The organism is Streptococcus sp. 1055 (assembly GCF_013276815.1).
Taxonomy (GTDB): domain Bacteria; phylum Bacillota; class Bacilli; order Lactobacillales; family Streptococcaceae; genus Streptococcus; species Streptococcus pseudopneumoniae.
Map to the genome: position 1 here is coordinate 1 of NZ_VMLT01000046.1, position 25,027 is coordinate 25,027.

The window sequence follows — 25,027 nt, forward strand, 5'->3', positions numbered from 1 at the left end:
AATGTCTAAAAAATTGACTTTCCACTGCGTCAGTGGCAGAAACCTCCTTACAGTCGGGCTGCTCCACGCTCAGCACTAGAGTCCCTGAGCTAGACGCAGTACTAATTCGTCTTGCCTCGTATGATCGACGAGGCAGACTCGTGTCGCAAGTAATTTATAGAAAAAGGAGTAAATAATGTCTAAAAAATTGACTTTCCAGGAAATCATCCTTACTTTGCAACAATTTTGGAATGACCAAGGTTGTATGCTTATGCAGGCTTATGATAATGAAAAAGGTGCAGGGACAATGAGTCCTTACACTTTCCTTCGTGCTATCGGTCCTGAGCCATGGAATGCAGCTTATGTAGAGCCATCACGTCGTCCTGCTGACGGTCGTTATGGGGAAAACCCTAACCGTCTCTACCAACACCACCAATTCCAGGTGGTCATGAAGCCTTCTCCATCAAATATCCAAGAACTTTACCTTGAGTCTTTGGAAAAATTGGGAATCAATCCTTTGGAGCACGATATTCGTTTTGTTGAGGACAACTGGGAAAACCCATCAACTGGTTCAGCTGGTCTTGGTTGGGAAGTTTGGCTTGACGGAATGGAAATCACTCAGTTCACTTATTTCCAACAAGTCGGTGGATTGGCAACTGGCCCTGTGACTGCGGAAGTTACCTATGGTTTGGAGCGCTTGGCTTCTTACATTCAAGAAGTAGACTCTGTCTATGATATCGAGTGGGCTGATGGTGTAAAATACGGAGAAATCTTTATCCAGCCTGAGTATGAGCACTCAAAATATTCATTTGAAATTTCGGACCAAGAAATGTTGCTTGAAAACTTTGATAAGTTTGAAAAAGAAGCTGGTCGTGCATTAGAAGAAGGCTTGGTACACCCTGCCTATGACTATGTTCTCAAATGTTCACATACCTTTAATCTGCTTGACGCGCGTGGTGCCGTATCTGTAACAGAGCGTGCAGGCTATATCGCTCGTATTCGTAACTTGGCCCGTGTTGTAGCCAAAACCTTTGTTGCAGAACGTAAACGCCTAGGCTACCCACTTTTGGATGAAGAAACAAGAGCTAAACTCCTAGCAGAAGACGCAGAATAAAGAGAGTGATAAATTACGAAAATGGGCGAACAGAGTGAGCCCTGAGCCAGTTGCCGCAGTGATGAAGGTATCCTTAGTGAAACTAAGGATACTAGGCAAAATTGGAGACTTTTGGCTCCAATTTTAGCAATGAAACAACGAAGTTGGTTGCTTGCGTGCCAATCACATAAGGCAAACTGGAAAATAAAAAGATACTTTTCGGAGAAAAAACATGACAAAAAACTTATTAGTAGAACTCGGTCTTGAAGAATTACCAGCCTATGTTGTCACACCAAGTGAAAAACAACTAGGCGAAAAAATGGCAGCCTTCCTCAAGGAAAACCGCCTGTCTTTTGAAGCCATTCAAACCTTCTCAACACCACGTCGTTTGGCTGTTCGTGTGACTGGTTTATCAGACAAACAGTCTGATTTGACAGAAGATTTCAAGGGACCAGCAAAGAAAATTGCCTTGGATAGTGATGGAAACTTCACCAAAGCAGCTCAAGGATTTGTCCGTGGAAAAGGCTTGACTGTTGAAGATATCGAATTCCGTGAAATCAAGGGTGAAGAATATGTCTATGTCACTAAGGAAGAAGTTGGTCAAGCAGTTGAAGCCATTGTTCCTGGTGTTGTAGATGTCTTGAAGTCATTGACTTTCCCTGTCAGCATGCACTGGGCTGGAAATAGCTTTGAATACATCCGCCCTGTTCACACTTTAACTGTTCTCTTGGATGAGCAAGAGTTTGACTTGGATTTCCTTGATATCAAGGGAGGTCGTGTGAGCCGTGGCCATCGTTTCTTGGGGAAAGAAACCAAAATTCAGTCAGCATTGAGCTATGAAGAAGACCTTCGTAAGCAGTTTGTAATCGCAGATCCATGTGAACGTGAGCAAATGATTGTTGACCAAATCAAGAAAATTGAGGCAAAACATGGTGTACGTATCGAAATTGATGCGGATTTGCTGAATGAAGTCTTGAATTTGGTTGAATACCCAACTGCCTTCATGGGAAGTTTTGATGCTAAATACCTTGAAGTTCCAGAAGAAGTCTTGGTGACTTCTATGAAGGAACACCAGCGTTACTTTGTTGTCCGTGATCAAGATGGTAAACTCTTGCCAAACTTCATTTCTGTTCGTAACGGAAACGCAGAGCGTTTGAAAAATGTCATTAAAGGAAATGAAAAAGTCTTGGTAGCCCGCTTGGAAGACGGAGAATTCTTCTGGCGTGAAGACCAAAAATTGGTGATTTCAGATCTTGTTGAAAAATTAAACAATGTTACCTTCCATGAGAAGATTGGTTCCCTTCGTGAACACATGATTCGTACTGGTCAAATCACTGTACTTTTGGCAGAAAAAGCTGGTTTGTCAGTGGATGAAACAGTTGACCTTGCTCGTGCAGCAGCCATTTACAAGTTTGACTTGTTGACAGGTATGGTTGGTGAATTTGACGAGCTCCAAGGAATTATGGGGGAGAAATATGCCCTTCTTGCTGGTGAAACTCCAGCAGTGGCAGCTGCTATTCGGGAACACTACATGCCTACATCTGCTGACGGCGATCTTCCAGTGAGCAAGGTCGGTGCAGTACTTGCTATTGCAGACAAATTAGATACGATTTTAAGTTTCTTCTCAGTAGGTTTGATCCCATCAGGTTCTAATGACCCTTATGCCCTTCGTCGTGCAACGCAAGGTGTAGTTCGTATCTTGGATGCCTTTGGTTGGCATATTGCTATGGACGAGCTGATTGATAGCCTTTATGCTCTAACATTTGACAGCTTGACTTATGAAAATAAAGCAGAAGTTATGGACTTTATCAAGGCTCGTGTTGATAAGATGATGGGTTCTACTCCAAAAGACATCAAGGAAGCAGTTCTTGCAGGTTCAAACTTTGTTGTGGCAGATATGTTGGAAGCAGCAAGTGCTCTCGTAGAAGCAAGCAAGGGAGAAGACTTTAAACCATCTGTTGAATCACTTTCTCGTGCCTTTAATTTGGCTGAGAAGGCAGAAGGAGTTGCTACAGTTGATCCAGCTCTCTTTGAAAATGAAGAAGAGAAAGCCTTGGCAGAAGCAGTAGAATCACTCGTTTTGTCAGGTGCTGTAAGTCAGCAATTAGAACAACTCTTTGCGCTTAGCCCAATTATTGATGCTTTCTTTGAGAATACCATGGTTATGGCTGAAAATGAAGCAGTCCGTCAAAATCGTTTGGCAATCTTGTCTCAATTAACCAAGAAAGCAGCTAAACTTGCACGTTTTAACCAAATCAATACCAAATAAAATCTGTTAAACGGATTAAATCTTATCATAAAGGAGAGAAACATGGATCCTAAAAAAATTGATCGTATCAATGAGCTTGCCAAAAAGAAAAAAGCAGAAGGCTTGACACCAGAAGAAAAAGTGGAACAAGCTAAACTACGTGAGGAGTACATTGAAGGTTATCGTCGCTCTGTTCGTCACCACATTGAGGGAATCAAAATTGTGGACGAAGAAGGTAATGATGTTACACCAGAAAAACTACGTCAGGTACAACGTGAAAAAGGATTACATGGCCGTAGTCTTGATGACCCAAATTCATAATATGTATTCTTTCTTTTTTAAAACTAAATGACTATAACATGAGATTTCCTTTCTCTTTTTACATAATACAATTTTAAAACTCCATTGAAACAGTTGTCTCTATAGAGTAGGAATTCCTGAAGAACAGCTTAGGTGACCTTCTTTATCGATGAGGATGGCTTCGATGCCCTCAAAACTTTCGACTTGCCAGAGGATAGAAGCATGTCTTTCTCCAAAGAGTCGAGTCGTTCAGATTTCGCCATCGACTGATTTATCAGAGATGATTGTTAGACTCGCTAGTTCCGTTTCAACAGGATATCCTGTTTGATTAGACTTCCTGCGAAACAATATATGGTAGAATAGTTCTATGAATTATGAAGCAAGTAAACAACTAACTGATGCACGATTTAAGCTCCTGGTTGGTGTTCAGCGCACGACTTTTGAAGAGATGTTAGCTGTATTAAAAAGAGCTTATCAAGGTAAACACGCAAAAGGGGGACGAAAACTCAAATTAAGCCTAGAAGACCTTCTTATGGCCACTCTTCAATATGTGCGAGAATACCGCACTTATGAACAAATTGCGGCTGATTTTGTTATTCACGAAAGCAACTTAACCCATCGGAGTCAATGGGTTGAAGTAACTCTTGTTCAAAGTGGTTTTACGATTTCAAGAACTCCTCTCAGTTCTGAGGACACGGTAATGATTGATGCGACGGAAGTAAAAATCCATCGCCTTAAAAAACAATTAGCGAATGATTCTGGTAAAAAGAAATGCCGCGCTATGAAGGTTCAAGCGATTGTCACAAGTCAAGGGAGAATTGTTTTTTGGAGATCACTGTGAACTATTGTCACGATATGAAGTTGTTCAAAATGAGTCGCAGAAATATCGGACAAGCTGGTAAAATCTTGGCTGACAGTGCTTATCAAGGACTCATGAAGATATATCCTCAAGCACAAACTCCGAGGAAATCAAGTAAACTTAAGCCATTAACTCTTGAAGACAAAGCCTGTAACCATGCACTATCTAAGGAGAGCAGCAAGGTTGAGAATATTTTTGCCACAGTAAAAACGTTTAAAATGTTTTCAACAACCTATCGAAATCATCGTAAACGCTTCGGATTACGAATGAATTCGATTGCTGGCATTATCAATCATGAACTAGGATTCTAGTTTTGCAGGAAGTCTAGTAGTAAAATAAACTAAAAATCTGTTGCATAATAATGATAAAAACGATATAATGAAAGCGTCTTCGATATTGATGATATAAAATCATTAAAAATTAGCAAAAATCGTTTAATTAGTTAGTTTATAATCTATTGGTCTTCTTCAGTCTAGTGTATCTGCTAAGACCGTTCTTAAAAGTTATCGCTATGATTGGAATACCTACTATAGGTCTAGTATGAATTACCACAGATATGGATATATTGTCATTCCGGAATGGTCTCGTTATTATAGCTATTCTGAGTATAAAGTTGGCGGAGGCTGGAACTACGATCGTTATGAGGTAGTAAACCATTACAAAGGAGGCTATTGATCCTTAAAGAGTGAGAAAAAGGAGGACTGGATATGTTACAGCTTACTCATGTGACCTTAAAAACGCGACAAGTCATCTTACAAGATGTAGATTTCACCTTTGAAAAGGGCAGTATTTATGGCGTTCTTGCTATCAATGGCTCTGGAAAGACGACCCTGTTCCGCACCATTAGCAACTTAATTCCCATAAGTAGTGGACATATCGCAGCTCCTCCTTCTTTATTTTATTATGAGAGCGTTGAATGGCTGGATGGAAACTTAAGTGGGATGGACTACCTTCGTCTTATCAAAAACATCTGGAAGTCAGGTCTGAACTTGAGGGATGAAATTGCCTATTGGGAAATGTCGGACTATGTCAGCCTTCCCATTCGCAAGTATTCCTTAGGCATGAAGCAACGCTTGGTGATTGCCATGTATTTCCTCAGTCAGGCCAAATGCTGGCTTATGGATGAGATTACAAATGGCTTAGATGAGTATTATCGACAGAAGTTTTTTGATAGGCTAGCACAAATCGATAGACAAGAACAGCTGGTTCTTTTAAGTTCCCACTATAAGGAAGAGTTGGTTGATGTCTGCGATAGAGTAATAACCATTCATCAGGGGCAGATAGAAGAGGTTCCGTTATGAAAGATATTAGCCTATTTTTATTAAAGAAAGTTTTCAAAAGTCGTTTAAACTGGTTTATCTTACTTTTATTTGCATCTGTACTCGGTGTTACCTTTTATTTAAATAGTCAGACTGCAAACTCACACAGCTTGGAGAGCGAGTTGGAAACCAGTGTTGTAAAATATGAGAGAATCATCAATGAAAATGAAGTGAAGCTTTCCCAAATGTCTGACACCAGCTCGGAGGAATACCAGAGTGTTAAAAGTAATTTAGACTTGCAAAAAAAATTTTTTAACGCAAAAGAAAGAAATTTTGAATTTACTAAAAGAAGGACGATGGAAAGAAGCCTATTATTTGCAGTGGCAAGATGAAGAGAAGAATTATGAAGTTATGTCAAATGAACCGACTGCTAGCTCTGACTTTAAAATGGCGGTTGACCGCCAACGAAAGATTTACCAAGCCCTGTATCCCTTGAACATAAAAGCACATACTTTGGAGTTTCCGACCCACGGGATTGACCAGATTGTCTGGATTTTAGAGGCTATCATCCCAAGCTTGTTTGTGGTTGCTATTATTTTTATGCTAACGCAACTATTTGCAGAAAGATATCAAAATCATCTGGACACAGCTCAGTTATATCCTTTTTCAAAAGTGACATTTGCTTTATCCTCTCTTGGAGTTGGAGTGGGCTATGTAACTGTGCTGTTTATCGGAATCTGTGGATTTTCTTTTCTAGCGGGAAGTCTGATAAGTGGTTTTGGACAGTTAGATTATCCCTACCCAATTTATAGCTTAGCGAATCAAGAGGTAACTATTGGAAAGATACAAGATGTGTTATTTCCTGGCTTGTTCTTAGCTTTCTTAGCCTTTATCGTCATTGTGGAAGTCGTGTATTTGATTGCTTACTTTTTCAAGCAAAAAATGCCTGTCCTTTTTCTTTCACTCATTGGGATTGTTGGCTTATTGTTTGGCATCCAAACCATTCAGCCTCTTCAAAGGATTGCACATCTGATTCCCTTTACTTACTTGCGTTCAGTGGAGATTTTATCTGGAAGATTACCTAAGCAGATTGATAATGTCAATCTAAATTGGAGCATGGGGCTAGTTTTACTTCCTTACTTGATTATCCTTTTGTTAGTGGGGATTTTATTTATCGAAAGATGGGGAAGTTCACGTAAAAAAGAAGTTTTTAAGGCTTAGTTTTCCTATGGGGAAGCTAAAGAAAAACTAATATAGGGAGGGAATCAACTTGGTTCTCTCTTTTTGATTAGGAAATCAATGCAAAATACAAACAGAAACTTTTCAAAAAAATAACTTTTTATCTTGACAAGAGCTAGAAAACTTGGTATCATATAAAAGTTGAGAAAAGCAGAAGTGAGAGCTTCTCGCCTTGTGACATTAAGTTGCCTGGCCCTACGGATGAAAAGTTTCGAAGAAACGCTATCATAACGTGCGGGCTTGTATATTTACGAGTCCGCTATTGTTTTTCTCTAATAAAACAAAAGAGGTGAAAACCATAGCAAAGCAAGACTTATTCATCAATGATGAGATTCGTGTACGTGAAGTTCGCTTGATTGGTCTTGAGGGAGAACAGCTAGGCATCAAGCCACTCAGTGAAGCGCAAGCTTTGGCTGATAACGCTAATGTTGACCTAGTATTGATTCAACCCCAAGCCAAACCGCCTGTTGCAAAAATTATGGACTACGGTAAGTTCAAATTTGAGTACCAGAAGAAGCAAAAAGAACAACGTAAAAAACAAAGCGTTGTTACTGTGAAAGAAGTTCGTCTAAGTCCAACAATTGACAAGGGTGACTTTGATACAAAACTTCGTAATGCACGTAAGTTCCTTGAAAAAGGAAATAAAGTTAAGGTATCTATTCGCTTTAAGGGTCGTATGATTACCCATAAAGAGATTGGTGCAAAAGTTTTAGCCGAGTTTGCTGAAGCAACTCAAGATATTGCCATCATCGAACAACGTGCTAAAATGGATGGACGTCAAATGTTCATGCAATTGGCGCCAGCGACTGACAAAAAATAATTGTCAGAAAGTTAAATAAAGGAGAAAAAATCATGCCAAAACAAAAAACACACCGCGCATCAGCTAAACGTTTCAAACGTACAGGTTCTGGTGGACTTAAACGTTTCCGTGCTTACACTTCTCACCGTTTCCACGGAAAAACTAAGAAACAACGTCGTCATCTTCGTAAAGCATCTATGGTGCATTCAGGAGATTACAAACGTATCAAAGCAATGCTTACTCGCTTGAAATAATAGCTTGACTGTAAGTAAATAATTCTAGGAAATATTTGGAGGAAATAAAACATGGCACGTGTTAAAGGTGGCGTTGTATCACGCAAACGTCGTAAACGTATTCTTAAATTAGCAAAAGGTTACTATGGAGCTAAACACATCTTGTTCCGTACTGCAAAAGAACAAGTAATGAACTCTTACTACTATGCATACCGTGACCGTCGTCAGAAAAAACGTGACTTCCGCAAATTGTGGATCACTCGTATCAACGCGGCAGCTCGTATGAACGGACTTTCATACTCACAATTGATGCATGGTTTGAAATTGGCTGAGATCGAAGTTAACCGTAAAATGCTTGCTGACTTGGCTGTTAACGATGCAGCAGCTTTCACAGCTCTTGCAAATGCAGCTAAAGCAAAACTTGGTAAATAACAACTGATGAGACTGGAAGAGGATTGTCCAGTCTTTTTAAAAATAAAGGAGAAAAATATGGCTTCAAAAATGCTACATACTTGCTTGCGAGTAGAAAATCTTGAAAAATCAATTGCATTCTATCAAGATGCTTTTGGTTTTAAAGAATTGCGTCGCAGAGATTTTCCAGATCATGCCTTCACGATTGTCTATCTAGGTCTTGAGGGTGATGACTATGAGTTGGAATTGACTTATAACTACGATCACGGCCCTTATGTGGTTGGAGATGGCTTTGCCCATATCGCCCTCAGTACACCTGATCTTGAAGCGCTTCATCAAGAGCACAGTGCAAAAGGCTATGAAGTGACTGAGCCAAATGGCCTACCAGGAACTACACCAAACTATTACTTTGTCAAAGACCCTGATGGCTACAAGGTCGAAGTCATTCGTGAAAAATAATCTCATGAGGTCAAGTAGAATGTTCCTTTTCTACTTGACTTTTTTTAGCTGAAAGAGTATACTAATAAAAATTTAACCTTTAAGGGGAGTCCAGAGAGACTCACAAGGTGTCAGATAAAAGAATAGTACAATTTTCTAGAGGAGACTTTTGAGTGTGCTCTCTTCTGTTGTACAATTTTAACTGAGGCCTTGCACTAGCAAGGTCTTTTCTTTGTCTGGTCCCCTTAAAATTTAAGGAGGAAAAGTCATGAATCCCACATGTAAGAAACGTTTGGGTGCCATTCGTTTGGAAACCATGAAGGTGGTTGCACAGGAGGAAATCGCGCCAGCAATCTTTGAACTAGTCTTAGAAGGAGAAATGGTTGAAGTCATGCGAGCAGGACAATTTCTACATCTGCGTGTGCCTGATGATGCCCATCTCTTGCGTCGCCCTATTTCAATTTCGTCTATTGATAAGGCTAATAAGCAGTGTCATCTTATTTATCGGATTGAGGGGGCTGGGACTGCTATTTTTTCAACCTTAAGTCAGGGAGATACTCTTGATGTGATGGGGCCACAGGGAAATGGTTTTGACTTGTCTGACCTAGGTGAGCAGAGCCAGGTTCTCTTAGTTGGAGGGGGGATTGGTGTACCTCCCTTACTTGAGGTGGCTAAGGAATTGCATGCGCGTGGTGTGAAAGTAGTGACAGTGCTCGGTTTTGCGACTAAGGATGCTGTTATTTTAGAGACGGAATTAGCCCAATATGGTCAGGTCTTTGTAACGACAGATGATGGTTCTTATGGCATCAAAGGAAATGTTTCCGTTGTTATCAATGATTTAGATAGTCAGTTTGATGCTGTTTACTCGTGTGGGGCTCCAGGAATGATGAAGTATATCAATCAAACCTTTGATGATCACCCAAGAGCCTATTTATCTCTGGAATCTCGTATGGCTTGTGGGATGGGAGCTTGCTATGCCTGTGTTCTAAAAGTACCAGAAAGCGAGACGGTCAGCCAACGCGTCTGTGAAGATGGTCCTGTTTTCCGCACAGGAACAGTTGTATTATAAGGAGAAAATTATGACTACAAATCGATTACAAGTGTCTCTACCTGGTTTGGATTTGAAAAATCCGATTATTCCAGCATCAGGCTGTTTTGGCTTTGGACAAGAGTATGCCAAGTACTATGATTTAGACCTTTTAGGTTCTATTATGATCAAGGCGACAACCCTTGAACCACGTTTTGGGAATCCAACTCCAAGAGTGGCAGAGACGCCTGCTGGTATGCTCAATGCAATTGGCTTGCAAAATCCTGGTTTAGAGGTTGTTTTGGCTGAAAAGCTACCTTGGCTGGAAAGAGAATATCCAAATCTTCCTATTATTGCCAATGTAGCTGGTTTTTCAAAACAAGAGTATGCAGCTGTTTCTCATGGGATTTCCAAGGCAACTAATGTAAAAGCTATCGAGCTCAATATTTCTTGTCCCAATGTTGACCACTGTAATCATGGACTTTTGATTGGTCAAGATCCAGATTTGGCTTATGATGTGGTGAAAGCAGCTGTGGAAGCCTCAGAAGTGCCAGTTTATGTCAAATTAACCCCGAGTGTGACCGATATCGTTACTGTCGCAAAAGCTGCAGAAGATGCGGGAGCAAGTGGCTTGACCATGATCAATACTCTGGTTGGAATGCGCTTTGACCTCAAAACCAGAAAACCAATCTTGGCCAATGGAACAGGTGGAATGTCAGGTCCAGCAGTCTTTCCAGTAGCCCTCAAACTCATCCGCCAAGTAGCCCAAACAACAGACCTGCCTATCATTGGAATGGGGGGAGTGGATTCGGCTGAAGCTGCCCTAGAAATGTATCTGGCTGGGGCATCTGCTATCGGAGTTGGAACAGCTAACTTTACCAATCCTTATGCCTGCCCTGACATCATCGAAAATTTACCAAAAGTCATGGATAAATACGGTATTAGCAGTCTGGAAGAACTCCGTCAGGAAGTAAAAGAGTCTCTGAGGTAACCTGCAATCAATCTGTTCTTGATTTTTTATTAGTTTGTAATATGAATTTAGGAGAATTTTGGTACAATAAAATAAATAAGAACAGAGGAAGAAGGTTAATGAAGAAAGTAAGATTTATTTTTTTAGCTCTGCTATTTTTCTTAGCTAGTCCAGAGGGTGCAATGGCTAGTGATGGTACTTGGCAAGGAAAACAGTATCTGAAAGAAGATGGCAGTCAAGCAGCGAATGAGTGGGTTTTTGATACTCATTATCAATCTTGGTTCTATATAAAAGCAGATGCCAACTATGCTGAAAATGAATGGCTAAAGCAAGGTGACGACTATTTTTACCTCAAATCTGGTGGCTATATGGCCAAATCAGAATGGGTAGAAGACAAGGGAGCCTTTTATTATCTTGACCAAGATGGAAAGATGAAAAGAAATGCTTGGGTAGGAACTTCCTATGTTGGTGCAACAGGTGCCAAAGTAATAGAAGACTGGGTCTATGATTCTCAATACGATGCTTGGTTTTATATCAAAGCAGATGGACAGCACGCAGAGAAAGAATGGCTCCAAATTAAAGGGAAGGACTATTATTTTAAATCTGGTGGTTATTTACTGACAAGTCAGTGGATTGACCAGGCTTATGTGAATGCCACTGGTGCCAAAGTACAGCAAGGTTGGCTTTTTGACAGACAATACCAATCTTGGTTTTACATCAAAGAAAATGGAAACCATGCTGATAAAGAATGGATTTTCGAGAATGGTCACTATTATTATCTAAAATCCGGTGGCTACATGGCAGTCAATGAATGGATTTGGGATAAGGAATCTTGGTTTTATCTCAAATCTGATGGGAAAATAGCTGAAAAAGAATGGGTCTACGATTCTCATAGTCAAGCTTGGTACTACTTCAAATCCGGTGGCTACATGGCGAAAAATGAGACAGTAGATGGTTATCAGCTTGGAAGCGATGGTAAATGGCGTGGAGAAAAAGCTACAAATGAAAATGCTGCTTATTATCAAGTAGTACCAGTCACAGCAAATATCTATAATGCAGATGGTGAAAAGCTCTCCTATATATCGCAAGCTAGTGTTGTTTGGCTAGATAAGGATAGAAAAAGTGATGACAAGCGCCTGGCTATTACTATTTCTGGTTTGTCAGGCTATATGAAAACAGAAGATTTACAAGCGCTAGATGCTAGTAAGGACTTTATCCCTTATTATGAGAGTGATGGCCACCGTTTTTATCACTATGTGGCTCAGAATGCTAGTATCCCAGTAGCTTCTCATCTTTCTGATATGGAAGTAGGCAAGAAATATTATTCGGCAGATGGCCTGCATTTTGATGGTTTTAAGCTTGAGAATCCCTTCCTTTTCAAAGATTTAACAGAGGCTACCAACTACAGTGCTGAAGAATTGGATAAGGTATTTAGTTTGCTAAACATTAACAATAGCCTTTTGGAGAACAAGGGCGCTACTTTTAAGGAAGCCGAAGAACATTACCATATCAATGCCCTTTATCTCCTTGCCCATAGTGCCCTAGAAAGTAACTGGGGAAGAAGTAAAATTGCCAAAGATAAGAATAATTTCTTTGGAATTACAGCCTATGATACGACACCTTACCTTTCTGCCAAGATATTTGATGATGTGGATAAGGGAATTTTAGGTGCAACCAAGTGGATTAAGGAAAATTATATCGATAGGGGAAGAACTTTCCTTGGAAACAAGGCGTCTGGTATGAATGTAGAATATGCCTCAGACCCTTATTGGGGTGAAAAAATTGCTAGTGTGATGATGAAAATCAATGAGAAACTAGGTGGCAAAGATTAGTCCTATAATTGGATATGATTTGAGTGAATAGTATGTTAAAAATCCTGATTTTAAGTAAAATCAGGATTTTTTCATGGATGCGATTTTTTCTGGGTCTGGTGTGACACGGAGGGTCTTTTGTCCTGTGTAGGTGACAAAGCCGGGTTTTCCACCAGTTGGTTTGTTGAGTTTCTTGATTTCAATCATATCTACCTGCACCAGATTTGACAGGCGACCTTGAGAGAAGTAGGCAGCTAGTTCTGCTGCTTCTGTCTTGACTTCATCAGATGGGTCAAGATTGCCTGAGATGACAACGTGGCTTCCAGGAATGTCCTTGGCATGGAACCAAAGTTCCTCTTTGCGGGCCATTTTAAAGGTTAGCTCCTCGTTTTGTAGGTTGTTTCGGCCGACATAGATGATGGTTTTGCCATCGCTTGCTAGATATTGTTCTGGTTTTTTGCGCTTCTGGATTTTCTCCCGCTGTCTTCTGCGGATAAAGCCAGTTTGAATCAATTCTTCACGGATTTCAGCGATTTCTTCCAGTCCAGCTTGGTTGAGGACGGTTTCTACACTTTCCAGATAGAGAATAGTGGCTTTGGTTTCTTCAATCAAATCAGTCAAGTATTTGACAGCTTCTTTGAGTTTCTGATACCGTTTAAAATAGCGTTGGGCATTCTGGTTGGGAGTCAGAGCCTTATCAAGCGCAATCATGATAGGTTGGTTGGTATAGTAGTTGTCTAGGATAACCTGGTCTTGGTCGTTAGGCACTTGGTGTAGGAAGGTTGTCAGCAATTCTCCTTTTTGACGAAATTCTTCAGCGTTGTCTGTCGCCAGTAACTCTTTTTCCTGTTTTTTGAGTTTGTGTCGGTTTTTCTGAAGTTCATTTTCAACACGACGAATCAGTTCACTGGCCTGCTGTTTGACGCGGTCGCGCTCAGCCTTATCCTTATAGTAGGTGTCCAACAAATCAGAAAGATTTGCAAAAGGCTCTCCCACCTGATTTGCAAAAGGAACTGGACTGAAGGAAGTCTCAGTCAAGCATGGCTTGGTTTCTTGATTGAAAAAATTTCGGAAAGCGGAAAGTTTTTCACTAACCAGTATCCTTTCCAATTCATTTGCCGTATCGCGTCCCAGACCTTGAAAGAGGCTTTGAAGATTTTTTGCTGTTAGTTCTTGGGTTTGCAGGATTTCAAAGAGCTTTTCATCCTTGATAGTAAAAGGATTGAGAGATTCTGTACTTGGCGGAGCGATATAGGTCGATCCTGGAAGTAAGGTGCGGTAGCTATTTTGTGAAAAACCGACGTGTTTGATAACTTCGAGGATATTATGACTGCTTTTATCGACCAGTAGAATATTACTGTGTTTTCCCATAATTTCAATAATCAAGGTAGCCTGGATATGGTCTCCAATCTCGTTTTTATTGGAAACTGTCATTTCCACAATACGGTCATTTTCCACTTGCTCAATCGACTCAATCAGGGCCCCCTGCAAATACTTTCTCAAAACCATGATAAAGGTAGAAGGTTGAGCTGGATTTTCAAAAGTCGTTTGGGTCAGCTGAATGCGTCCAAAAACTGGATGGGCAGAAAGGAGCAGGCGATGGCTTTGGCGATTGCTGCGGATTTGCAAGACCAACTCTTGTTCAAAAGGCTGATTGATTTTCTGGATGCGACCATTCACTAATTCGCTTCGCAATTCCTCAACTATGTGGTGTAAAAAAAATCCATCAAATGACATCGTTCTCTCCTTGTGATTGTATTCCATAGTATTATATCAAAAAGGTAGAATAAAATCATGGAAATGTGGTATAATAAAGCCAAGTAAAGAGAAACGAGAAGCACATGTATATTGAAATGGTAGATGAAACTGGTCAAGTTTCAAAAGAAATGTTGCAACAAACCCAAGAAATTTTGGAATTTGCAGCCAAAAAATTAGGAAAAGAAGACAAGGAGATGGCAGTCACTTTTGTGACCAATGAGCGTAGTCATGAACTTAATCTGGAGTACCGTGACACCGACCGTCCGACAGATGTCATCAGCCTTGAGTATAAACCAGAATTGGAAATTGCCTTTGACGAAGAGGATTTGCTTGAAAATCCAGAATTGGCAGAGATGATGTCTGAGTTTGATGCCTATATTGGGGAATTGTTCATCTCTATCGATAAGGCTCATGAGCAGGCCGAAGAATATGGTCACAGCTTTGAGCGTGAGATGGGCTTCTTGGCAGTACACGGCTTTTTACATATTAACGGCTATGATCACTACACTCCGGAAGAAGAAGCGGAGATGTTCGGTTTACAAGAAGAAATTTTGACAGCCTATGGACTCACAAGACAATAAACGAAAATGGAAAAATCGTGACCTGATATCCAGTTTAGAATTTGCTTTGACAGGTATTTTTACTGCTATCAAGGAAGAACGCAATATGCGAAAACACGCAGTGACGGCTCTAGTGGTCATCCTTGCAGGTTTTGTTTTTCAGGTGTCACGAATCGAATGGCTCTTTCTCCTATTGAGCATTTTCTTGGTAGTAGCCTTTGAGATTATCAACTCTGCTATTGAAAATGTGGTGGATTTGGCCAGTCACTATCACTTTTCCATGCTGGCTAAAAATGCCAAGGATATGGCGGCTGGCGCGGTATTAGTGGTTTCTCTTTTCGCAGCCTTAACAGGCGCATTAATTTTTCTCCCACGAATCTGGGATTTATTATTTTAAACAGTAAGAGGAAATTATGACTTTTAAATCAGGTTTTGTAGCCATTTTAGGACGTCCCAATGTTGGGAAGTCAACTTTTTTAAATCATGTCATGGGGCAAAAGATTGCCATCATGAGTGACAAGGCGCAGACAACGCGCAACAAAATTATGGGAATTTACACGACTGATAAAGAGCAAATCGTCTTTATCGATACGCCAGGAATTCACAAGCCTAAAACAGCTCTCGGAGATTTCATGGTTGAGTCTGCCTACAGTACCCTTCGCGAAGTGGATACCGTCCTTTTCATGGTGCCTGCTGATGAAGCGCGTGGTAAGGGAGACGACATGATTATCGAGCGTCTCAAGGCTGCTAAGGTTCCTGTGATTTTGGTGGTGAATAAAATCGATAAGGTTCACCCAGACCAGCTTTTATCTCAGATCGATGATTTCCGTAACCAAATGGACTTTAAGGAAATCGTTCCAATCTCAGCCCTTCAGGGAAATAATGTGTCTCGTCTAGTGGATATTTTGAGTGAAAATCTGGACGAAGGTTTCCAATATTTCCCGTCTGATCAAATCACAGACCATCCAGAACGTTTCTTGGTTTCAGAAATGGTTCGCGAGAAAGTCTTGCACCTAACTCGTGAAGAGATTCCGCATTCTGTTGCAGTAGTTGTGGATTCTATGAAACGAGACGAAGAGACAGACAAGGTTCACATCCGTGCAACAATTATGGTCGAGCGCGATAGCCAAAAAGGGATTATCATCGGTAAAGGTGGCGCTATGCTTAAGAAAATCGGTAGCATGGCCCGTCGTGATATCGAACTCATGCTAGGAGACAAGGTCTTCCTAGAAACCTGGGTCAAGGTCAAGAAAAACTGGCGCGATAAAAAGCTGGATTTAGCTGACTTTGGCTATAATGAAAAAGAATACTAAGTAGAGGTGGGCTCATGCCTGCTTCTTGTTTTTACAGAAGGAGGACTTATGCCTGAATTACCTGAGGTTGAAACCGTTCGTCGTGGCTTGGAAAAATTGATTTTGGGTAAGAAGATTTCGAGTATAGAAATTCGTTATCCCAAGATGATTAAGACGGATTTGGACGAGTTTCAAAAGGAAGTGCCTGGTCAGATTGTTGAGTCAATGGGACGTCGTGGTAAATATTTACTTTTCTGCCTGACAGAAAAGGTTTTGATTTCCCATCTGCGGATGGAGGGCAAGTATTTTTACTATCCAGACCAAGTACCTGAACGCAAACATGCCCATGTTTTCTTTCAGTTTGAAGATGGTGGCACGCTTGTTTATGAGGATGTTCGCAAGTTTGGTACTATGGAACTGCTGGCGTCCGACCTTTTAGACGCCTACTTTATTTCTAAAAAATTAGGTCCTGAACCAAGCGAACAAGACTTTGATGTGCAGGTCTTTCAAACTGCTCTAGCCAAGTCCAAAAAGCCTATCAAATCCCATCTTTTAGACCAGACTTTGGTAGCTGGACTTGGCAATATCTATGTGGATGAGGTTCTCTGGCGAGCTCAGGTTCATCCGGCTAGACCTTCCCAGACTTTGACAGCAGCAGAAGCGACAGCTATTCATGACCAGACCATTGCTGTATTGGGACAGGCTGTTGAAAAAGGTGGATCCACCATTCGGACCTATACCAATGCCTTTGGGGAAGATGGAAGCATGCAGGATTTTCATCAGGTCTATGATAAGACTGGTCAAGAATGTGTACGCTGTGGTACCATCATTGAGAAAATTCAACTAGGCGGACGAGGCACCCACTTTTGTCCAAACTGTCAAAGGAGGGACTGATGAGAAAAATCATCGGAATCACTGGGGGAATTGCCTCTGGTAAGTCAACTGTGACAAATTTTCTAAGACAGCAAGGCTTTCAAGTAGTGGATGCCGACGCAGTCGTCCACCAACTACAGAAATCTGGTGGTCGTCTGTTTGAGGCTCTAGTACAGCACTTTGGGCAAGAAATCATTCTTGAAAACGGAGAACTCAATCGCCCTCTCCTAGCTAGTCTCATCTTTTCAAATCCTGAAGAGCAAAAATGGTCTAAGCAAATTCAAGGGGAGATTATCCGTGAGGAACTGGCTACTTTGAGAGAACAGTTGGCTCAGACAGAAGAGATTTTCTTCATGGATATTCCCCTACTTTTTGAGCAGGACTACAGCGATTGGTTTGCTGAGACTTGGTTGGTCTATGTGGACCGAGATGCCCAAGTAGAACGCTTAATGAAAAGGGACCAGTTGTCCAAAGATGAAGCTGAGTCTCGTCTGGCAGCCCAGTGGCCTTTAGAAAAAAAGAAAGATTTGGCCAGCCAGGTTCTTGATAATAATGGCAATCAGAACCAGCTTCTTAATCAAGTGCATATCCTTCTTGAGGGAGGTAGGCAAGATGACAGAGATTAACTGGAAGGATAATCTGCGTATTGCCTGGTTTGGTAATTTTCTGACAGGAGCCAGTATTTCTTTGGTTGTACCTTTTATGCCCATCTTCGTGGAAAATCTAGGTGTAGGGAGTCAGCAAGTCGCTTTTTATGCAGGCTTAGCAATTTCTGTCTCTGCTATTTCCGCGGCGCTCTTTTCTCCTATTTGGGGTATTCTTGCTGACAAATACGGCCGAAAACCCATGATGATTCGGGCAGGTCTTGCTATGACTATCACTATGGGAGGCTTGGCCTTTGTCCCAAATATCTATTGGTTAATCTTTCTTCGTTTACTAAACGGTGTATTTGCAGGTTTTGTTCCTAATGCAACGGCACTGATAGCCAGTCAGGTTCCCAAGGAGAAATCAGGCTCTGCCTTAGGTACTTTGTCTACAGGCGTAGTTGCAGGTACTCTAACTGGTCCCTTTATTGGTGGCTTTATCGCAGAATTATTTGGCATTCGTACAGTTTTCTTACTGGTTGGTAGTTTTCTATTTTTAGCTGCTATTTTGACTATTTGCTTTATCAAGGAAGATTTTCAACCAGTAGCCAAGGAAAAGGCTATTCCAACAAAGGAATTATTTACCTCGGTTAAATATCCCTATCTTTTGCTCAATCTCTTTTTAACCAGTTTTGTCATCCAATTTTCAGCTCAATCGATTGGCCCTATTTTGGCTCTTTATGTACGCGACTTAGGGCAGACAGAGAATCTTCTTTTTGTCTCTGGTTTGATTGTGTCCAGTATGGGCTTTTCCAGCATGATGAGTGCAGGAGTCATGGGCAAGCTAGGTGACAAGGTGGGCAATCATCGTCTCTTGGTTGTCGCCCAGTTTTATTCAGTCATCATCTATCTCCTCTGTGCCAATGCCTCTAGCCCCCTTCAACTAGGACTCTATCGTTTCCTCTTTGGATTGGGAACCGGTGCCTTGATTCCCGGGGTTAATGCCCTACTCAGCAAAATGACTCCCAAAGCCGGCATTTCGAGGGTCTTTGCCTTCAATCAGGTATTCTTTTATCTGGGAGGTGTTGTTGGTCCCATGGCAGGTTCTGCAGTAGCAGGTCAATTTGGCTATCATGCAGTCTTTTATGCGACAAGCCTTTAGTTGTCTCTTTAACCTGCTTCAATTTCGAACATTATTAGACTTCCTGCGAAACAATATATGGTATAATAGTTCTATGGATTATGAAGCAAGTGAACAACTAACTGATGCACGATTTAAGCTCCTGGTTGGTGTTCAGTGCATGACTTTTGAAGAGATGTTAGCTGTATTAAAAAGAGATTATCAAGGTAAACACGCAAAAGGGGGACGAAAACCTAAACTAAGCCTAGAATACCTTCTTATGGCGACTTCAATATGTGCGAGAATATCGAACTTATGAAGAAATTGCGGCTGATCTTGGTATCCACGAAAGCAACTTAATCCGTCGGAGCCAATGGGTTGAAGTAACTCTTGTTCAAAGGTGGTGTTGCGATTTCAAGAACTCCTCTCAGTTCTGAGGACACGGTAATGATTGATGCGACGGAAGTAAAAATCAATCGTCCTAAAAAAACAATTAGCGAATGATTCTGGTAAAAAGAAATGCCACGCTATGAAGGCTCAGGCGATTGTCACAAGCCAAGGGAGAATTGTTTCTTTGGAGATCACTGTGAACTATTGTCATGATATGAAGTTGTTCAAAATGAGTCGCAGAAATATCGGACAAGCTGGTAAAATCTTGTCTGACAGTGCTTATCAAGGGCTCATGAAGCTATATCCTCAAGCGCAAACTCCGAGGAAATCCAGCAAACTCAAGCCGCTAACAGCTGAAGAGAAAGCCTGTAACCATGCGCTATCTAAGGAGAGAATCAAGGTTGAGAATATTTTTGACAAAGTATAGTAGATTGAAACTAGAATAGTACACCTCTACTTCTAAAACATTGTTAGAAATCGATTTGACTGTCTTGATCGATTTGTCCTGTTCTTATTTCATTTCACTATAAAAACGTTTAAAATATCTTCAACAACCTATCGAAATCATCGTAAACACTTCGGATTACGAATGAATTTGATTGCTGGTATTATCAATCATGAACTAGGATTCTAGTTTTGCAGGAAGTCTAATCAAGAGGAAAGTAAATGACGATTAAGGTAATTGCGACAGATATGGATGGGACCTTGCTGGATGCTAGAGGCCAGCTTGATCTCCCACGCTTGGAAAAGATTGTGGATCAGTTGGATCAAAGGGGGATTCGTTTTGTCATCGCGACAGGGAATGAAATTCACCGCATGAGGCAACTACTGGAGCACTTGGTGGATCGAGTGGTTCTGGTTGTTGCCAATGGTGCTCATATTTTTGAAAACAATGAATTGATTCAGGCTCAGACTTGGGATGATGCCATTGTCGATAAGGCTTTGGCTCATTTCGAGGGTCGAGCGTGTCAGGATCAATTTGTTGTAACAGGGATGAAGGGTGGTTTCGTCAAGGAAGGTACCATTTTTACAGACCTTGAAAGTTTTATGACTCCAGAAATGATTGAAGAATTCTACCAACGAATGAATTTTGTGGATGAATTAACCTCTGACCTCTTTGGTGGTGTGCTCAAGATGAGTATGGTTGTTGGTGAGGAACGTTTGAATTCGGTATTGGAAGAAATCAATGACCTCTTTGATGGCCGTGTTCGGGCTGTATCGAGTGGCTATGGTTGCATTGATATCCTCCAAGCTGGAATTCATAAAGCATGGGGCTTGGAAGAATTACTCAAGCGTTGGGACTTGACCCCCCAACAAATCATGGCTTTTGGCGATAGTGAAAATGATGTTGAAATGCTTGAAATGGCTGGAATTGCCTATGCGATGGAAAATGCTGATGACAAAGCCAAAGCTGTGGCGACGGCTCTAGCGCCAGCCAATAGCCAAGGAGGAGTTTACCAAGTATTGGAAAACTGGTTAGAAAAAGGAGAATGAAGTAGCAGTACAGTTATTAGAAAATTGGTTACTAAAGGAACAAGAAAAAATCCAAACCAAGTATCGTCACCTAAATCAGGTTTCAGTTGTAGAGCCAGATATTCTTTTTATTGGGGATTCCATTGTCGAATATTATCCTCTGCAGGAGTTGTTTGGGACTTCAAAGACAATTGTCAATCGAGGAATTTGTGGCTATCAGACAGGACTGTTATTAGAGAATCTGGATGCGCATCTGTACGGTGGGGAGGTAGATAAAATTGTCCTTTTAATTGGGACGAACGATATTGGAAAAGATGTGCTTGTGAATGAAGCTCTCAATAATCTCGAAGCTATCATACAATCCATTGCTCGCGATTATCCATTGACAGAGATAAAATTGCTTTCCACTTTGCCAGTTAATGAAGGCGAGGAGTATAAGCAGACAGTCTATATCCGCACGAATGAAAAAATTCAGAAATGGAATCAAGCCTATCAAGAGCTTGCTTCTGCCTATATGCAGGTGGAATTTTTGTCAGTTTTTGATAGTTTGACAGACCAAGCAGGCCAACTCAAAAAAGACTATACAACTGATGGACTGCACCTCAGTGTTGCTGGTTATCAGGTTTTGACAAAAGCCTTGAAAGGCTATCTTTACTAAATAGCTAAATAAAGTTAAATTTGAGCATAATATCTTGTAAAAAATTCTAAAATCCTTTAAAATAAAAAGTGATGGAGGAATTTATGAATGTAAATCAGATTGTACGGATTATTCCTACTTTAAAAGTTAATAATAGAAAATTAAATGAAACATTTTATATTGAAACCCTTGGCATGAAGGCCTTGTTAGAAGAATCAGCCTTTCTGTCACTAGGCGACCAAACAGGTCTTGAAAAGCTGGTTTTAGAAGAAGCTCCAAGTATGCGCACTCGTAAGGTAGAGGGAAGAAAAAAACTAGCTAGATTGATTGTCAAGGTGGAAAATCCCTTGGAAATCGAAGGACTCTTATCTAAAACAGATTCGATTCATCAATTATATAAGGGGCAAAATGGCTACGCTTTTGAAATTTTTTCACCAGAAGATGATTTGATTTTGATTCATGCGGAAGATGATAGAGCAAGTCTAGTAGAAGTAGAAGAAAATCCTGAATTTCAAACAGATTTGGAATCAATTTCTTTAAGTAAATTTGAGATTTCTATGGAATTACACCTCCCAACGGATGTAGATAGTTTCTTGGAACTATCTGAAATTGGGGCGTCACTTGATTTTATCCCAGCTCAGGGTCAAGACTTGACTGTGGATAATGCCGTTACTTGGGACTTATCTATGCTCAAGTTCTTGGTTAATGAATTAGACATAGCAAGTCTACGCCAGAAATTTGAGTCTACCGAATATTTTATTCCTAAGTCTGAAAAATTCTTCCTTGGTAAAGATAGAAATAATGTTGAATTGTGGTTTGAAGAAGTATGAAGTGGACCAAGATTATTAAAAAAATAGAAGACCAAATCGAGGCAGGGATCTATCCCGGAGCCTCTTTTGCTTATTTTAAGGACAATCAATGGACGGAGTTCTATTTAGGCCAGAGTGACCCAGAGCATGGCTTGCAGACTGAGGCAGGACTAGTTTATGACCTAGCTAGTGTCAGCAAGGTTGTTGGGGTTGGCACCGTTTTTACCTTCTTGTGGGAAAAAGGTCAATTAGATATTGACAGACCGGTAACAGATTTTTTAGCTGAGAGTGATTATCCAGACATCACTATTCGCCAGCTCTTAACCCATACTACAAATCTTGATCCTTTTATTCCCAATCGAGACCTTTTAACAGCTTCTGAATTAAAGGAAGCGATGTTTCATCTCAAGAGACGAAGTCAGCCAGCCTTTCTTTATTCAGATGTCCATTTTTTGCTTTTGGGCTTTATTTTGGAAAGAATCTTTAATCAAGAACTGGATGTAATTTTACAAGAACAAGTTTGGAAACCGTGGGGAATGACGGAAACCCAATTTGGACCTGTTGAGCTTGCTGTTCCAACAGTTAGAGGTGTCGAGGCAGGTCTGGTACATGATCCCAAGGCTCGCCTCTTGGGCAGACATGCAGGTAGTGCTGGTTTGTTTTCGACTGTAAAGGATTTACAAATCTTTTTAGAACACTATTTAGCAGATGATTTTGCAAGAGATTTGAGTCAAAATTTTTCACCTTTGGATGACAAGGAACGTTCTTTGGCATGGAATTTGGCAGGAGATTGGCTAGACCATACGGGCTATACAGGTACCTTTATCATGTGGAATCGTCAGAAGCAAGAAGCGGCCATTTTCCTATCGAATCGTACCTATGAAAAGGATGAGAGGGCTCAATGGATTGTAGACCGCAATCAAGTGATGAACTTGATTCGCAAAGAAGAGTAAGGAGAGACATGTCAAATAGTTTAAAAGGGACTTTACTAACAGTTGTGGCAGGGATAGCTTGGGGCTTGTCAGGAACGAGTGGCCAATACCTGATGGCACACGGAATTTCAGCTCTGGTCTTGACCAACTTGCGCCTTTTAATCGCTGGTGGAATTCTCATGCTCTTGGCTTATGCCACTGCAAAGGATAAAATGCTGGCCTTTTTAACGGATAAGAAGAGTTTGCTGTCTCTTCTTATTTTTGCTCTAATTGGTCTATTTCTCAATCAATTTGCCTATCTAACTGCTATTCAGGAGACCAATGCAGGTACCGCGACAGTACTTCAGTATGTTTGTCCTGTCGGAATTTTGATTTATAGCTGTATCAAGGATAAGGTGGTACCGACACTGGGAGAGATAGGTTCTATCATATTAGCCATTGGAGGGACCTTCCTGATCGCCACTCATGGGCAGTTGGACCAGTTATCTATGACACCTTCGGGACTGTTCTGGGAGCTCTTTTCTGCTCTGACTTACGCCCTGTATATCATTTTGCCCATAACCTTGATTAAGAAGTGGGGGAGCAGTTTGGTCATTGGTGTGGGAAGGGTCATAGCAGGTTTGGTTGCCCTTCCTTTTACAGGAGTTCTACAGACTGCTATCCCAACTAGTCTTGATTTTCTCCTCGCTTTTGCGGGCATTATCCTTATCGGGACTGTCTTTGCCTATACAGCTTTCCTTAAAGGAGCCAGTCTGATAGGACCGGTCAAGTCAAGCTTGTTGGCTTCAATTGAGCCAATATCGGCGGTTTTCTTTGCCTTCCTAATCATGAATGAACAATTTTATCCCATTGATTTTCTTGGTATGGCAATGATATTGTTTGCTGTAACCCTGATTTCTTTGAAAGATTTACTCTTAGAAAAATAAAAAGACTCTTTGTCGTCCGTGACAGAGAGTTTTTGCCTAGTATTTTATACTCAATGAAAATCAAAGAGCAAACTAGGAAACTAGCCGCAGACTGTACTTGAGTACGGCAAGGCGACGTTGACGCGGTTTGAAGAGATTTTCGAAGAGTATTAATTGTTTTCAAGATAAAATTCAAAACGTTCGCCTACATATTGACTTTTTACGTATTCAAAAGCAGTACCATCTTCTAGGTAGGAAACCTGAGTCAGACCAAGAATAGCATGTCCTTTTTCAACTTCTAAATAGTGGGCGATTTTTTCCTTAGCAAGGCGAGCATAGATGGTCTGATGTGATTTACCAATACGGTAGCCATGTTTTTGCAGTGTTTGGAAGAAATGACTAGTGATTTCTTCTTTTTTAAAGTCCTTAATGAATTTTTCAGGAATAGAAGCAACTTCATAAACCAGAGGAACTTTGTCGGCATAGCGGACCCGCTCCATTCGGATAATATTTTCGGTAGGAGAAATTCCTAGCTTGGCAACTTCCTGCTCATTGGGAATGGTTTTTCTGTAGGAAATGAGCTGGCTAGAGGGTACTTTACCTTGGGACTTAACAATTTCAGTAAAACTGGTTGTCCCTCGCATCTTTTCTTGTACCCGAGTACTGGACACAAAGGTGCCACTTCCAACTCTGCGCTCTAAAACACCTTCTTCAACCAATAGAGATACGGCTTGGCGGAGGGTCATGCGGCTGACCGAAAACTGCTCTGCTAAATCTCTTTCACTGGGAAGCCTCTCACCAATAGCCCAACGGTGCTCGTCAATATCCTTTTTAATCTGATCGTGGATTTTCATATAAGCAGGTAGCATATTTTTCACTTCATTTCTATCTTTTCTCTATTGTACCCCAATAAACTAGAAAAAGTCAAACTTCGCCTTGTTTATACTCTTCGAAAATCTCTTCAAACCACGTCAGCTCTATCTGCAACCTCAAAGCAGTGCTTTGAGCAACCTACGGCTAGCTTCCTA

At 40.9% G+C, this 25,027-nt stretch carries 25 protein-coding genes, 5 pseudogenes and 1 other annotated feature; of the genes and pseudogenes, 27 read left to right on the forward strand and 3 right to left on the reverse strand.

Annotated features, from left to right (window positions below):
* The first annotated feature begins 175 nt into the window (after nt 1–175).
* From glyQ to HT699_RS04810, 3 genes are all read left to right on the forward strand, one after another.
* Complete coding sequence (glyQ, locus tag HT699_RS04800; RefSeq protein ID WP_000038736.1) at nt 176–1,093, forward strand: glycine--tRNA ligase subunit alpha; 918 nt, start codon at nt 176–178, stop codon at nt 1,091–1,093.
* A 211-nt stretch (nt 1,094–1,304) separates the two neighbouring features.
* A complete protein-coding gene (glyS, locus tag HT699_RS04805) occupies nt 1,305–3,341 on the forward strand; it encodes a glycine--tRNA ligase subunit beta (protein ID WP_138701362.1) in 2,037 nt (678 codons plus the stop codon).
* A gap of 42 nt (nt 3,342–3,383) precedes the next feature.
* A complete protein-coding gene (locus HT699_RS04810) occupies nt 3,384–3,641 on the forward strand; it encodes a DUF896 family protein (protein ID WP_023934295.1) in 258 nt (85 codons plus the stop codon).
* 99 nt (nt 3,642–3,740) lie between these two features.
* Here HT699_RS04810 and HT699_RS04815 read toward each other — a convergent pair.
* Nucleotides 3,741–3,950, reverse strand: a pseudogene (locus HT699_RS04815) (FAD:protein FMN transferase); the annotation flags it as partial.
* Between the two features lie 37 nt (nt 3,951–3,987).
* On the opposite strand from HT699_RS04815, the gene HT699_RS04820 reads away from it, so the two are divergent.
* From HT699_RS04820 to HT699_RS04865, 11 genes and pseudogenes are all read left to right on the forward strand, one after another.
* Nucleotides 3,988–4,790, forward strand: a protein-coding gene (locus HT699_RS04820) for an IS5 family transposase (protein WP_138701363.1) whose coding sequence is annotated in 2 segments (ribosomal slippage) — nt 3,988–4,444 and nt 4,444–4,790 — 804 coding nt in all. Because the reading frame shifts where the segments join, the coding sequence is not laid out codon by codon here.
* Between the two features lie 145 nt (nt 4,791–4,935).
* On the forward strand, nt 4,936–5,154 hold the full coding sequence (locus HT699_RS12155) for a hypothetical protein (protein WP_044012184.1): 219 nt from the start codon (nt 4,936–4,938) through the stop codon (nt 5,152–5,154).
* A 32-nt stretch (nt 5,155–5,186) separates the two neighbouring features.
* Nucleotides 5,187–5,780 (forward strand): ABC transporter ATP-binding protein, encoded by a 594-nt coding sequence (locus HT699_RS04825; protein WP_000939894.1) that lies wholly within the window; start codon nt 5,187–5,189, stop codon nt 5,778–5,780.
* Nucleotides 5,777–6,959 (forward strand): annotated as a pseudogene (locus HT699_RS04830) (hypothetical protein). Before HT699_RS04825 ends, HT699_RS04830 begins: the two are co-directional and overlap by 4 nt.
* Before the next feature lie 160 nt (nt 6,960–7,119).
* Nucleotides 7,120–7,251: a sequence feature (ribosomal protein L20 leader region), on the forward strand.
* 15 nt (nt 7,252–7,266) lie between these two features.
* The gene (infC, locus tag HT699_RS04835; RefSeq protein ID WP_000848180.1) at nt 7,267–7,797 is read left to right on the forward strand and encodes a translation initiation factor IF-3; all 531 of its coding nucleotides are present in this window, start codon (nt 7,267–7,269) and stop codon (nt 7,795–7,797) included.
* A gap of 32 nt (nt 7,798–7,829) precedes the next feature.
* Complete coding sequence (gene rpmI, locus HT699_RS04840) at nt 7,830–8,030, forward strand: 50S ribosomal protein L35 (protein WP_001125943.1); 201 nt, start codon at nt 7,830–7,832, stop codon at nt 8,028–8,030.
* Nucleotides 8,031–8,081: 51 nt separating this feature from the next.
* Entirely contained in the window at nt 8,082–8,441 is a 360-nt protein-coding gene (rplT, locus tag HT699_RS04845) for a 50S ribosomal protein L20 (protein WP_138704452.1), read from the forward strand.
* Nucleotides 8,442–8,498: 57 nt separating this feature from the next.
* Nucleotides 8,499–8,879, forward strand: a complete 381-nt coding sequence (locus HT699_RS04850; RefSeq protein WP_000157154.1) for a VOC family protein — start codon at nt 8,499–8,501, stop codon at nt 8,877–8,879.
* Between the two features lie 247 nt (nt 8,880–9,126).
* Nucleotides 9,127–9,927, forward strand: a complete 801-nt coding sequence (locus HT699_RS04855; RefSeq protein WP_138706305.1) for a dihydroorotate dehydrogenase electron transfer subunit — start codon at nt 9,127–9,129, stop codon at nt 9,925–9,927.
* A gap of 10 nt (nt 9,928–9,937) precedes the next feature.
* Nucleotides 9,938–10,876, forward strand: a complete 939-nt coding sequence (locus HT699_RS04860; RefSeq protein ID WP_000210693.1) for a dihydroorotate dehydrogenase — start codon at nt 9,938–9,940, stop codon at nt 10,874–10,876.
* Between the two features lie 41 nt (nt 10,877–10,917).
* Complete coding sequence (locus HT699_RS04865) at nt 10,918–12,687, forward strand: glucosaminidase domain-containing protein (protein WP_138706306.1); 1,770 nt, start codon at nt 10,918–10,920, stop codon at nt 12,685–12,687.
* A 60-nt stretch (nt 12,688–12,747) separates the two neighbouring features.
* On the opposite strand, the gene pavA is transcribed toward HT699_RS04865, so the two are convergent.
* Nucleotides 12,748–14,403 (reverse strand): Rqc2 family fibronectin-binding protein PavA, encoded by a 1,656-nt coding sequence (gene pavA, locus HT699_RS04870; RefSeq protein ID WP_138706307.1) that lies wholly within the window; start codon nt 14,401–14,403, stop codon nt 12,748–12,750.
* A gap of 104 nt (nt 14,404–14,507) precedes the next feature.
* Here pavA and ybeY point away from each other — a divergent pair, with 104 nt between their 5' ends.
* The 13 genes and pseudogenes from ybeY to HT699_RS04935 all read left to right on the forward strand — a co-directional run bounded on the left by ybeY (nt 14,508) and on the right by HT699_RS04935 (nt 24,020).
* Nucleotides 14,508–15,005, forward strand: coding sequence for an rRNA maturation RNase YbeY (ybeY, locus tag HT699_RS04875; RefSeq protein WP_000275152.1), 498 nt, complete (start codon nt 14,508–14,510; stop codon nt 15,003–15,005).
* The gene (locus HT699_RS04880; protein ID WP_000378166.1) at nt 14,986–15,381 is read left to right on the forward strand and encodes a diacylglycerol kinase; all 396 of its coding nucleotides are present in this window, start codon (nt 14,986–14,988) and stop codon (nt 15,379–15,381) included. The genes ybeY and HT699_RS04880 overlap by 20 nt, the downstream gene beginning before the upstream one ends.
* 16 nt (nt 15,382–15,397) lie before the next feature.
* The gene (gene era, locus HT699_RS04885) at nt 15,398–16,297 is read left to right on the forward strand and encodes a GTPase Era (RefSeq protein WP_000143264.1); all 900 of its coding nucleotides are present in this window, start codon (nt 15,398–15,400) and stop codon (nt 16,295–16,297) included.
* A gap of 48 nt (nt 16,298–16,345) precedes the next feature.
* Nucleotides 16,346–17,170: a DNA-formamidopyrimidine glycosylase gene (gene mutM / locus HT699_RS04890; protein ID WP_138706308.1), complete on the forward strand. Its 825-nt coding sequence runs from the start codon at nt 16,346–16,348 to the stop codon at nt 17,168–17,170.
* Complete coding sequence (coaE, locus tag HT699_RS04895; RefSeq protein ID WP_001226128.1) at nt 17,170–17,775, forward strand: dephospho-CoA kinase; 606 nt, start codon at nt 17,170–17,172, stop codon at nt 17,773–17,775. Before mutM ends, coaE begins: the two co-directional genes overlap by 1 nt.
* A pseudogene (locus tag HT699_RS04900) lies at nt 17,762–18,932 on the forward strand (multidrug efflux MFS transporter); the annotation flags it as partial. The gene coaE and the pseudogene HT699_RS04900, both read left to right, overlap by 14 nt.
* Nucleotides 18,933–18,968: 36 nt before the next feature.
* Nucleotides 18,969–19,667 (forward strand): annotated as a pseudogene (locus HT699_RS04905) (transposase family protein); the annotation flags it as partial.
* A 102-nt stretch (nt 19,668–19,769) separates the two neighbouring features.
* Nucleotides 19,770–19,877 (forward strand): annotated as a pseudogene (locus HT699_RS04910) (IS5/IS1182 family transposase); the annotation flags it as partial.
* A 32-nt stretch (nt 19,878–19,909) separates the two neighbouring features.
* Entirely contained in the window at nt 19,910–20,737 is an 828-nt protein-coding gene (locus HT699_RS04915) for an HAD family hydrolase (RefSeq protein ID WP_000153523.1), read from the forward strand.
* A gap of 49 nt (nt 20,738–20,786) precedes the next feature.
* Nucleotides 20,787–21,374 (forward strand): SGNH/GDSL hydrolase family protein, encoded by a 588-nt coding sequence (locus HT699_RS04920; protein ID WP_138706309.1) that lies wholly within the window; start codon nt 20,787–20,789, stop codon nt 21,372–21,374.
* 83 nt (nt 21,375–21,457) lie between these two features.
* Nucleotides 21,458–22,183 carry a CppA family protein gene (locus tag HT699_RS04925; protein WP_138706310.1) on the forward strand — a complete coding sequence of 242 codons (726 nt, stop codon included), beginning with the start codon at nt 21,458–21,460 and terminating at the stop codon, nt 22,181–22,183.
* Nucleotides 22,180–23,115 (forward strand): serine hydrolase domain-containing protein, encoded by a 936-nt coding sequence (locus HT699_RS04930; RefSeq protein ID WP_138703782.1) that lies wholly within the window; start codon nt 22,180–22,182, stop codon nt 23,113–23,115. The genes HT699_RS04925 and HT699_RS04930 overlap by 4 nt, the downstream gene beginning before the upstream one ends.
* A gap of 8 nt (nt 23,116–23,123) precedes the next feature.
* Nucleotides 23,124–24,020 (forward strand): DMT family transporter, encoded by an 897-nt coding sequence (locus tag HT699_RS04935; RefSeq protein ID WP_138703781.1) that lies wholly within the window; start codon nt 23,124–23,126, stop codon nt 24,018–24,020.
* 149 nt (nt 24,021–24,169) lie between these two features.
* Here the strand turns inward: HT699_RS04935 and HT699_RS04940 are convergent, their stop codons facing one another.
* The gene (locus HT699_RS04940; RefSeq protein WP_000936194.1) at nt 24,170–24,868 is read right to left on the reverse strand and encodes a GntR family transcriptional regulator; all 699 of its coding nucleotides are present in this window, start codon (nt 24,866–24,868) and stop codon (nt 24,170–24,172) included.
* Between the last annotated feature and the right edge of the window lie 159 nt (nt 24,869–25,027).